Origin of the sequence: Neoroseomonas rubea, assembly GCF_016106015.1 — a bacterium.
Lineage (GTDB): Bacteria > Pseudomonadota > Alphaproteobacteria > Acetobacterales > Acetobacteraceae > Neoroseomonas > Neoroseomonas rubea.
Window position 1 is genome coordinate 1 of record NZ_JACADQ010000131.1, and the last position, 10,402, is coordinate 10,402.

Here is a 10,402-nt window from a genome sequence, read left to right on the forward strand (position 1 = left end):
GACGCCCGCACCGGTTGCCGCGGCGCCAACCGCGCGCCCACCTGTCGCGACGCCGCCTCCACCGGTCGTGTCCGTCGTGCCGCCTGTGCCTCCGCCCACACGTCCGCCCGTGACGGCAGACCCGGAGCCGCCCGTCGCGGCGCGCCCGTCCCAGGCGGCGCAATCGCCCCGCCCGACCGCGCCGCCGCCGCCTGCCGCCGCACAACCCTTCCGCGAAGGACCGGGTGCGAGCGTCAAGCCGCCGATCCAGCGCGGCGGGCCGCCGCCGGGCTTCGACCCGGGCAAGCCGCCCGGATTCCGTTGATCACTCGTCGTCGGAGCGCGAGGGCGGGCCGGCGAGGACGCCGCCATCGATCACGATCGTCTGGCCGGTCATGAAGGAGCCGGCCGCGGAGGCGAGGAAGACCGCCGCGCCCGCGATCTCGTCAGGTTCACCGATGCGCTTCAGCGGCGTGTCCTTGGTGCGCTTCTTGTAGATGCCCGGATCCTCCCACAGCGCACGCGCGAAGTCGGTGCGGATCAGGCCCGGCGCGATGGCATTGGCGCGCACGTTCTTCGGCCCCCATTCCACGGCGAGGTTGCGCACCAGCTGCATGTCGGCGGCCTTGGAGATGGCATAAGCGCCGAGCACCGGGGAACCACGGAAGCCCCCGATCGAGGAGACGATGATGACGGAACCGCCGCCGCGTTCGGCCATGCCCGGCGCCGTCATGTGCGCGAGCCAGAGGTTCGACTTGATGTTGGACGCCATGATCTTGTCGAAGATCTCGTCCGGCATGGTGACGGCCGGGCCGAAATGCGGATTGATCGCCGCGTTGCAGACCATGACATCCACTTGGCCCCAGGCGGCGATGGTCGCATCGACCAGCGCTTGGCACTCGTTCTTGCGGCCGATGTTGCAGGCGACGGCCATGGCGGTGCCGCCCTTGGCCTTGATGGCGTCCACCACCTCTTGGCAGGCATCGAGCTTGCGGGAGGAGACGACGACCTTCGCCCCGTGTTCGGCCATGCGCTCGCAGATGGCGCGGCCGATGCCGCGGCTGCCGCCGGTGACGATGGCGACCTTGCCGGTCAGGTCAAAGAGGGACATGGGCGCTTCTCCCGTTGGTCTGCGTTGACCGCAGGGCAGCATGGGCGGGGGGCGCCGGCAACAGGGCGCGGCGCGCTTGCCCCGGGCCCGGTTCTGCCGGACACTCCGCCCCCAAGAAGGGCCGGGCAGGCCCGGCCAGAAGGTGAGGGAGTGACGCCCGTGTCCGACTTCGTCCAGCATGCCACGCATGGTGACGTGCATGTGCTCCGGCTGAACAATCCCCCGGTGAACACGCTGCGGACCGAGATCCGCGCGGGGCTGCTCGCCGGCATGAACGCGGCGAAGGCCGGCGGCGCCAAGGCCGTGGTGCTTATCGGCTCGGGGCGCATGTTCTGCGCCGGGGCTGAAATGACCGAGTTCGGCAAGCCGCGCGTGCCGCCCTCGCTGCCCGAGGTGTTCGACGCCATCGAGGGCTTTCCCGGCATCGTCGTGGCGGCGATCCATGGCTCGGCGCTCGGCGGCGGGTTGGAACTCGCACTCGCCTGCCATGCGCGCGTCGCGGTGGCGGATGCGCAGGTCGGCCTGCCGGAGGTCAAGCGCGGCTTCGTCCCCGGCGCCGGCGGCACGCAGCGCCTGCCGCGGATGATCGGACCGGAGGCGGCGGCGAAAATCATCGTCTCGGGCGACCCCATCAAGGCGAGCGAGGCCCATCGGCTCGGCTTCGTCGATGCGATCATCGAGGGTGACCTCGAGGCCGGAGCCGTCGCCTGGGCGCGGGCGAACATCGGCAGATCCTTCACCCTGGCGCGGGACCGTACGGATCGGATCGCCGGGCAGGATGCGGCGGCCTATGACGCGGTGGTGGCCGGGCTGCTGAAGCGGACGCGTGGGCAGGAAAGCCCGAAGGGCTGCGCCGAGGCGGTCCGCGCTTCCTTCACCGTGCCGTTCGAGGATGGGCTGAAGAAGGAGCGCGAACTGTTCTCGACCCTCGTCGCGGGGGAACAGTCCAAGGCGCTGCGGCACATCTTCTTCGGCGAGCGCGAGGTGCTGCGCATTCCCGGCATGCCGGCGGATGCGAAGTCGCTGCCGGTCGAGCGGCTGGTCGTAATCGGCGGCGGCACCATGGGCGGCGGGATCGCCATGTCCGCGGCCAATTTCGGCGTGCCAGTGACGATCGTAGAGATGAGCGAGGAGGCGCTGGCGAAGGGCCTCGCGCGCTGCCACGCGAATTGGGAGCGGACGGTCGCTTCGGGCCGGCTTTCGCAGGCCGAGTACGAGAAGCGCAAGGCCCTTCTGACCGGCAGCACGGATTTCGAGGGCACGGTCGCCAAGGCCGACCTGGTGATCGAGGCCGTGTTCGAGAATATGGAGGTGAAGAAGCAGGTCTTCGCCCGGCTCGACAAGGCGGCGCGGCCGGGCGTGGTGCTCGCTTCCAACACCTCGACGCTCTCGATCGACGAGATCGCGAGCGCGACGTCGCGGCCCGAACTTGTGGTCGGGATGCACTTCTTCTCGCCGGCGAACGTGATGCGGCTGCTGGAGAATGTCCGCGGCGCGAAATCCTCCTGGCCGGCGATCGCCACGGCGACGGAATTCGGCAAGCGGATCGGCAAGCTGCCGGTGCTGGTGGGAAATTGCGACGGCTTCGTCGGCAACCGCATGACCGGCAAGCGCACGCCGCAGGTGGAGAAGCTGCTGCTGGAAGGCTGCCTGCCGCCGGACATTGACAAGGTGATGGAAGCCTACGGCATGGCGATGGGGCCGCTCGCCACGGGCGACCTCGCCGGGCTCGACATCGGTGCCGCGGTGCGCAAGGCGCGCGGAACTGTCGCACCCGTGGCGGATGCGATCGTCGCGCAGGGGCGCTTCGGGCAGAAGACCGGCAAGGGCTGGTACATGTACGACGAGAGTCGCCGCCGCCTGGTCGATCCGGAGGTGGAGCGCATCATCCTCGACGTGGCGGAGAAGATGCAGGTGCGACGGCGCAAGATCTCCGACGAGGAGATCCTGGAGCGCCTGCTGCTGCCGATGGTGAATGAGGGTGCGCGCATCCTCGAGGAAGGCGTCGCCTACCGCCCCATCGACATCGACGTCATCTTCATCAACGGCTTCGGCTGGCCGGCCTTCCGCGGCGGGCCGATGTTCTGGGCGGACACGCAGGGGCTGAAGAATGTGCGCGACAAGCTCGCGCGCTATGCCGAGGCGACGGGCGACGCGAACCTGAAGCCCGCGGCGCTGATCGAGAAGCTGGCGGCGGAGGGCGGGACCTTCGCTTCCATGGGCGCGGCCGCCAAGGCCGCCTGAGACATCGAACGGGAGAGAACGGGATGGACCTCCGCTTCACCGATGAGGAGCGCGCCTTCCGCGAGGAAGTCCGCGCCTGGATCGACGCGAACCTGCCGGCCGAGACGCGCGAGCGCATGGCCTCCGGCCGCACGCCGACCAAGGCGATGCAGATCGACTGGCAGAAGCGGCTCTATGCCAAGGGCTGGGCGGTGCCGCACTGGCCCGTGGAATGGGGCGGGCAGCCCTGGAGCGCGATCAAGCGGTTCATCCTCAGCGAGGAGATCCAGTCGACGCCGGCGCCATCCCCGCTCGGCTTCAACTGCAACATGCTCGGCCCGGTGCTGATCGCCTTCGGCACGGAGGAACAGAAGAAGTTCTTCCTGCCAAAGCTTGCGAGCCTCGACCTCTGGTTCTGCCAGGGCTTCTCGGAACCCGGGGCGGGGTCGGACCTCGCCAGCCTGAAATGCGCGGCCAAGCGCGATGGCGACCACTACATCGTCAATGGGCAGAAGACCTGGACGACGCTCGCCCAGCATGCCGACTGGATCTTCCTGCTCGTGCGGACCGATCCCGGCGCGGCGAAGCAGCAGGAGGGCATTTCCTTCCTGCTCGTCGACATGACGACGCCGGGCATCACCGTGCGTCCGATCATCACCGTCGATGGCGCGCATGAGGTGAACGAAGTCTTCTTCGACGACGTGAAGGTGCCCGTCGCGAACCTGGTGGGCACCGAGAATCGCGGCTGGGATTGCGCGAAGTTCCTGCTGTCCAACGAGCGCACCGGCCAGGCGCGCGTGGGTGCTTCGAAGGAACGCATCCGCCGCCTGAAGCTGATCGCGAAGGAAGCGCCGGGCGGCGCGCGGCCGGTGATGGAGGATCCGCGCTTCCGCTCCCGCCTGACCGAGGTGGAGGTGCAGCTCAAGGCACTGGAGATGACCACGCTGCGGGTGCTGGCGGACGAGAACCGCGCGCTCAGCCAACGCAAGCCGAATCCGGCTTCCTCGGTGCTCAAGATCCGCGGGACCGAGCTGCAGCAGGCGATCAGCGAGCTCTATGTCATGGCAGCGGGTCCCTACGGCCTCGTCTCGGCCGATCCGGAAGCCGATCGTTGGAACGAGCCCGAGGTGGCGCAGGACTGGCAGACGCTCGCGCAGGCGACCTATTTCAACTGGCGCAAGCAGAGCATCTACGGCGGATCGACCGAGATCCAGAAGAACATCATGGCCAAAGCCTTCCTGGGACTCTGAAGCACCATGGATTTCGATCTCTCAGAAGACCAGCGGCTCCTCCAGGACAGCCTGGGGAAGCTGCTGAAGGACAAGTACGGTTTTGAGCAGCGAAAGGCGATCATCAAGTCCGGCGCCGGCTGGTCGCGGGAGGTCTGGGCCGCCTATGCGGAGCTTGGCCTGCTCGGCATGCCCTTCGCCGAGGAGGATGGCGGCCTCGGCTATGGCGCGGTCGAGACGATGATCGTGATGGAGCAGATGGGCCGGGCGCTGACGCTCGAACCCTTCCTGACCACCGTCGTGATGGGCGGCGGGTTCTTGCGCCACGGTGCGACGGCCGCGCAGCGCGGGGCGATGGTGCCGGAGATCGCCGCGGGCACCCTGCTGCTGGCCTTCGCGCATACCGAACCTCAGTCGCGCTTCGACCTGCATGACGTGGCGACGACCGCGAAGAGGGATGGCGATGGCTGGGTGATCGAGGGCCGCAAGGGTGTCGTCGTGCATGGCGACACGGCGGACCAGCTGATCGTCACGGCGCGGATCTCGGGCGCGCGGCGCGACCGCGACGGCATCGGCGTGTTCCTCGTGCCGGCGACGGCGCAGGGCGTCACCCGCCGTGGCTTCGGCACGACCGACGGGCAGCGCGCGGCGGACATCACCTTCGACGCGGTGAAGGTCGGCGCCGACGCGCTGCTGGATGGCGGTCTGGCGCTGGTCGAACGCGTCGTGGACGAGACGATGGCGGCGCTGGCGGCCGAGGCGATCGGCTGCATGGAGGCGGCGAAGGACCTGACCGTCGACTACCTCAAGACCCGCAAGCAGTTCGGCCGGCCGATCGGGTCCTTCCAGTCGCTCCAGCATCGCGCGGCGGAGATGATGGTCTGCCTGGAGCAGGCGCGGTCGATGGCGATGCTGGCCGCGATGATGGCGGCGGAACCGGATGCCGGCGAGCGGCGCCGCCAGATGCGCGCGGTGAAGATCGAGGTTGGCCGGAATGCCCGCTTCGTCGGCCAGCAGACGGTCCAGATGCATGGCGGCATCGCCATGACGATGGAGTATGCGGGCGGGCACTACCTCAAGCGGCTCACCGTCATCGAGAACATGTTCGGCGATGTCGACCACCACCTCGCGGCCTTGAGCGAGGAAGGCGGGGTGTTCCTCGCGGCCTGAGGACCGGGGCGGGGGTGCGTCGCTCCTCCGCCCGCCATCGACAGGGAGCGCGCCATGAAGGTTGCCGTGATGGGGGCCGGCGCGATCGGCTGCTTCTATGGCGGGCTGCTGGCGCGCGCCGGTGCGTCCGTCACGCTGGTCGGCCGGGCGCAGCATGTCGAGGCCATCCGCGCGCGGGGCCTGCTGCTCGAGATGGGCGGCGAGAGGCACAGCGTGCCAGTCGAGGGCGCCGTGACAGCCGATGGGGTCGCGGGCGCGGACCTCGTGCTGTTCTGCGTGAAGTCGGGCGATACTGAGCAGGTGGGGCGGGAGATGGCGCCGCATCTGAGGCCGGACGCCGTGATCCTCTGCCTGCAGAACGGCGTCGATAATGCCGAGCGGCTGGCCGCCGTGCTGGGCCGGCCGGTCGTGCCGGTGGCTGTCTATGTGGCGACCGAGATGGCCGGCCCCGGCCATGTCCGCCACCATGGGCGCGGGGAGTTGCTGATCGGCCCGACGGGCAAGGACGAGGAAATCCTCGCGCTGTTCGCGGCCGCCGGGATTTCCGCGCGGGTGTCGGAGGATGCGATCGGCGCTTTGTGGGGCAAGCTGGTGGTCAATTGTGCCTACAATGCCTTGTCGGCGCTGACGGGCCTGCCCTACGGCCGGATGATCCGCGCGCCCGGGGTGGAGGCCGCGATGCGCGACGTGGTCGCCGAATGCGGTGCTATCGCCAAGGCGTCCGGCGTAGCACTTCCCGAAGGCATCCTTGATGCCGTGCTTGGCCTCGCGGCCAGCATGCCCGCGCAGTTTTCGTCCACCGCGCAGGATCTGCGCCGGGGCCGCCCTACCGAAATCGACCACCTGAACGGCTTCGTGGTCGCGCGTGGCGAGGCGCTCGGCATCCCGACCCCCGTCAACCGCCTTCTCCAGACCCTCGTCCGCGCCGCCGAAACAGCCAAAGAAGGTTGAGGGGGGCCTGGGGGGGAGAAGTTCTCTTCTCCCCCTGTCTTTCTGTCATCCGTGAATCGCCGCCCAGACCCGTTCAGGCGTCGCCGGCATGTCGATATGCTGCCCGCCAAGCGCGTCGGAGATCGCGTTCATCACCGCCGGCAGCGACCCCGCGCAGCCGGCCTCGCCGCAGCCCTTGGCGCCGATGGGATTGGTGAGGCACGGGCTCGGCGCGCTTTCGAACCCGAAGGATGGCAGGTCGTCCGCGCGCGGCAGGCCGTAATCCATGTAGGAGCCGGTCAGGAGCTGCCCGTCCTCGGAATAGGCGACGTGCTCGAGCAGCGCCTGCCCGATGCCCTGGACGATCCCGCCATGCGCCTGCCCTTCCACGAGCAGCGGGTTCACGATGACGCCGAAATCGTTCACCGAGACGTAGCGGTCGATCTTCACGTGGCCGGTGTCGGGATCGATCTCGACCTCGCAGACATGGCAGCCGTTCGGAAAGGCCATGGGCGCCTGGTCGAAGACCGTGCGGGCGTCGAGGTCGTTCGGCACGTCCTGCGGCAGCGGCCCGATCGCGCGCAGCTTCGCCGCGAGGTCCATGATCCCGATGGCGCGGTCCGTGCCCGCGATGGCGAAGCGGCCATTGGCGAACTCGATGTCCTCGGCCGCTGCTTCGAGAACGTAGCCCGCAGCCTTACGCCCCTTCTCGATGACGATGTCGGCGGCCTGGAGGATGGCCGCGCCCGAGGCCATGAGCGACTTCGACCCGCCCGTGCCGCCACCGGCGACGAGCCGGTCGGAATCGCCCTGCACCAGGCGGATCTTCTCGAAGGGCACGCCGAGCTTCTGGTGCAGCACCTGGGCGAAGGGCGTCCAGTGGCCCTGGCCGTAGTCGAGCGTGCCGGTGACGATGGTGACGGTACCGTCAGCCTCGAAGACAAGTTCCCCCTGTTCCTTCATGGGCGGGGCGGTACATTCCAGGAAGTTGCCGATACCGCGGCCGCGCAGCATGCCGCGTGCCGCGCTCTCGGCCTTGCGCGCTTCGAAACCATTCCAGTCCGCGGCCTCCAGCGCCTTGTCCAGCAGCGCGGAGAAGTCGCCGGAATCGTAGACGGAGCCGGAGGGCGCGCTGAACGGGAATTGCTCGGATCGGATGTGGTTCAGCTTGCGCAGCGCGATCGGGTCGCGGCCCGTCTCGCGCGCCGCAGTCTCGATCAGCCGCTCCATGAAGTAGTTGCCCTCGGGGCGGCCGGCGCCGCGATAGGCCGAAACGGGCGTGGTGTTGGTGACGACGTTCTTCGTCTCCACGAGCAGCAGCGGCGTTGCGTAGTTCGACTGGATGTTCTTCGAGAAGTTGCCGGTGCCCATCAGGTTGCCGACGGTCGACAGATACGCCCCCATGTTGCCGAAGGAGACGATCTTCACCGCGAGGAAGCGGCCCTCGGGATCGAGGGCGAGGGAGGCGACCGTCTCATGGTCCCGTCCATGACAGTCGGACAGGAAGGCGCCGGTGCGCTCATCCGTCCACTTCACCGGCCGGCCGAGCATCTTCGCGGCGTGCAGGATGCAGGTGTATTCGGGATAGGCGCTCGCCTTCATGCCGAAGGAACCGCCGACATTGCCGGTGAGGATGCGGACCTTCTCGACCGGCACCTTGAGGATGTCGTTCGCCATCTGGTTGCGCAGGCCGAACACGCCCTGGCTGCCGACGCGCAGGGTGTAGCGGCCCTCGGCGGCGTCCCATTCGCCGATCGCGCTGCGCGGTTCCATGGCGCAGACGACGATGCGGTTGTTGCGGATCGACAGCGTCGTGACATGGGCGGCCTTGGCGAAGGCGTCCTCGACCTTCGCCGGGTCGCCGTAGCGGAAGTCGAGAACGACGTTGCCGGGCACGTGGTCGTAGAGTTGCGGCGCACCGGGCGCGGCGGCGGCGGACGCCTCCGTCACCGCGGGCAGCATGTCGATGTCCATCTCGACGGCCTCGGCGGCGTCCTTCGCCTGGGCCTTGGTCTCGGCGACGACGAAGGCGACAGGGTCGCCCACGAAGCGCACCCGGTCGGCGGCGAGGGGCCCGCGATCGATGTTGATCAGCGGGCTGCCGTCCTTGTTCTTCAGCGGCAAGACCGATCGCATCGGTCCGTATTCGGCCATATCCGCCGCCGTGTAGACGCCGAGCACGCCCGGCATGGCGCGTGCGGCATCCGTGCCGATGCCGCGGATCACGCCATGGGCGTAGGGGCTGCGGACCATGACGCACCAAGCCTGGCCTGCGACCGCGATGTCGTCGGTGTAGCGGCCCTGGCCCTGGAGAAGAATCGGGTCCTCCTGCCGCGGCACGGGCTGGCCGATGCCGAATTTCAGCATTGTGGGATCGGCCGGGTTCGTGTCGGGCATGGGGACCTCTCGGATGCGTTCAAGGGCATAGGTTAGGGCTGCCTTGCTGCACCGCAACCCGCGCCGCGCCGCTTGACCCGGGCCGCCCTGCGCGGGAGCGTCCCGCGCATGGCCCGCCTGCTCGTCATCGGCTCCTACAATCGCGACACGGTGCTGCGCGTGACGCGCTTCCCGAAGCCAGGGGAGACGCTCGCGGCGACGGGGATGGACCGCTTCCACGGCGGCAAGGGCAGCAACCAGGCTGTCGCGGCCGCGCGGGCGGGGGCGGATGTGGCCTTCGCCGCCGCGGTCGGGGCGGATGCGGCGGGAGCGGCCGCGCGGGCACTCTGGGCTGCCGAAGGCATCGCGCCTGCCTGTGTGAGGCCGCGGGACGCCATCCCGACTGGGGAGGCGCTGATCCTTCTCGACGCCGCCGGGGAGAACGAGATCGTGATCGTGGCTGGCGCGAACGGCACACTGCTGCCAGAGGACGTCACGGCCGCCGTGCCCGGCGCGGCGATCGTCCTGGCGCAGTTGGAAACGCCGATGGCGGCGACGCTCGCGGCCTTCGAGGCCGCGCGCCGGGCGGGCGCTCGGACGCTGCTCAATGCCGCCCCGGCGCAGCCGCTGCCGCCGGCGCTGCTCGCCGCCACGGACATCCTCATCGTGAACGAGACGGAGGCCGAGCGCCTGGCGGGGAAGGGCGGGATGCCCGCGACCTTGGCCGCCGCGCTCGTCCCCGCGGTCGCGGTTGGCGTTGCGCTGACCGCGGGCGCCGCCGGCGCCCATTGGGCGGGCCGGGATGGTACGCGCCTGCATGCCGCGCCGCCGCCGGTCGAGGTGGTGGACAGCACGGGCGCGGGGGATGCGTTCACCGGCACCTTCGCCGCGGCGCTCGCGGAAGGCCTCGGCATCGCGGCAGCGTTGCGCCGCGGCGTGGTGGCGGGCGCGCTTGCCTGCCGCGTGCTCGGAGCCGTGCCGTCCCTGCCGCGCCGGGCGGAGATCCTCGCCGCCGGCGGGTAGGCGTCAGTAGCGGTAGGCGTAGGGGTCCGGCGGCGGATACCCGCCCTGGTAGGGCTGCGGCTGCCAGTAGGACCCCGGTGGCTGCCGGTAGGGCTGTTGGTAGGGTTGCTGGTAGGGCTGCTGCATCGGATAGGGCGCGCTGACATAGCCCCCGCCCTGCGGCGCATAGTAGGGCTGCGGGCCACTTTGCGGCGCGTAGTAGGGCTGGGGCTGCTGCGGCGGGTAGTAGGTCTGCCCGCCACCGTATCCGCCATAGCCGCCGTACTGCTGCGGCGGCGGGGTCGGCGTGGTCGCGGCGCCGATCGCCGCACCGCCGAGGCCACCCGCAAGCGCGCCCAGCGCCGCGCCGCCGCGTCCGCCA

Annotated in this window: 7 protein-coding genes and 1 pseudogene; 5 read left to right on the top strand and 3 right to left on the bottom strand. The window is 69.7% G+C overall.

Going from position 1 to position 10,402, the window contains the following annotated elements; genetic code table 11:
* Positions 1 to 304 precede the first annotated feature (304 nt).
* Entirely contained in the window at positions 305 to 1,090 is a 786-nt protein-coding gene (locus tag HW577_RS13580; RefSeq protein ID WP_198376673.1) for an SDR family NAD(P)-dependent oxidoreductase, read from the bottom strand.
* Positions 1,091 to 1,249: 159 nt separating this feature from the next.
* Here HW577_RS13580 and HW577_RS13585 point away from each other — a divergent pair, with 159 nt between their 5' ends.
* The 4 genes from HW577_RS13585 to HW577_RS13600 are packed head-to-tail and all read left to right on the top strand — an operon-like array spanning position 1,250 to position 6,663.
* Entirely contained in the window at positions 1,250 to 3,334 is a 2,085-nt protein-coding gene (locus tag HW577_RS13585) for a 3-hydroxyacyl-CoA dehydrogenase NAD-binding domain-containing protein (RefSeq protein WP_198376674.1), read from the top strand.
* Between the two features lie 23 nt (positions 3,335 to 3,357).
* On the top strand, positions 3,358 to 4,563 hold the full coding sequence (locus HW577_RS13590; RefSeq protein WP_198376675.1) for an acyl-CoA dehydrogenase family protein: 1,206 nt from the start codon (positions 3,358 to 3,360) through the stop codon (positions 4,561 to 4,563).
* Between the two features lie 6 nt (positions 4,564 to 4,569).
* Positions 4,570 to 5,712, top strand: a complete 1,143-nt coding sequence (locus tag HW577_RS13595; RefSeq protein WP_198376676.1) for an acyl-CoA dehydrogenase family protein — start codon at positions 4,570 to 4,572, stop codon at positions 5,710 to 5,712.
* Positions 5,713 to 5,766: 54 nt separating this feature from the next.
* Positions 5,767 to 6,663 (top strand): ketopantoate reductase family protein, encoded by an 897-nt coding sequence (locus tag HW577_RS13600; RefSeq protein ID WP_198376677.1) that lies wholly within the window; start codon positions 5,767 to 5,769, stop codon positions 6,661 to 6,663.
* A gap of 45 nt (positions 6,664 to 6,708) precedes the next feature.
* On the opposite strand, the gene HW577_RS13605 is transcribed toward HW577_RS13600, so the two are convergent.
* Entirely contained in the window at positions 6,709 to 9,039 is a 2,331-nt protein-coding gene (locus HW577_RS13605; RefSeq protein ID WP_198376678.1) for a xanthine dehydrogenase family protein molybdopterin-binding subunit, read from the bottom strand.
* Positions 9,040 to 9,147: 108 nt separating this feature from the next.
* On the opposite strand from HW577_RS13605, the gene HW577_RS13610 reads away from it, so the two are divergent.
* Positions 9,148 to 10,041 (top strand): PfkB family carbohydrate kinase, encoded by an 894-nt coding sequence (locus tag HW577_RS13610; RefSeq protein WP_232474912.1) that lies wholly within the window; start codon positions 9,148 to 9,150, stop codon positions 10,039 to 10,041.
* Positions 10,042 to 10,044: 3 nt separating this feature from the next.
* Here the strand turns inward: HW577_RS13610 and HW577_RS26535 are convergent.
* A pseudogene (locus HW577_RS26535) lies at positions 10,045 to 10,402 on the bottom strand (hypothetical protein); the annotation flags it as partial.

Bases quoted from the DNA above. Each gene is read 5' to 3' on its own strand.
- HW577_RS13580 (WP_198376673.1), bottom strand. From the start codon at position 1,090: ATGTCCCTCTTTGACCTGACCGGCAAGGTCGCCATCGTCACCGGCGGC.
- HW577_RS13595 (WP_198376676.1), top strand. From the start codon at position 4,570: ATGGATTTCGATCTCTCAGAAGACCAGCGGCTCCTCCAGGACAGCCTG.
- HW577_RS13605 (WP_198376678.1), bottom strand. From the start codon at position 9,039: ATGCCCGACACGAACCCGGCCGATCCCACAATGCTGAAATTCGGCATC.
- HW577_RS13600 (WP_198376677.1), top strand. From the start codon at position 5,767: ATGAAGGTTGCCGTGATGGGGGCCGGCGCGATCGGCTGCTTCTATGGC.
- HW577_RS13590 (WP_198376675.1), top strand. From the start codon at position 3,358: ATGGACCTCCGCTTCACCGATGAGGAGCGCGCCTTCCGCGAGGAAGTC.
- HW577_RS13610 (WP_232474912.1), top strand. From the start codon at position 9,148: ATGGCCCGCCTGCTCGTCATCGGCTCCTACAATCGCGACACGGTGCTG.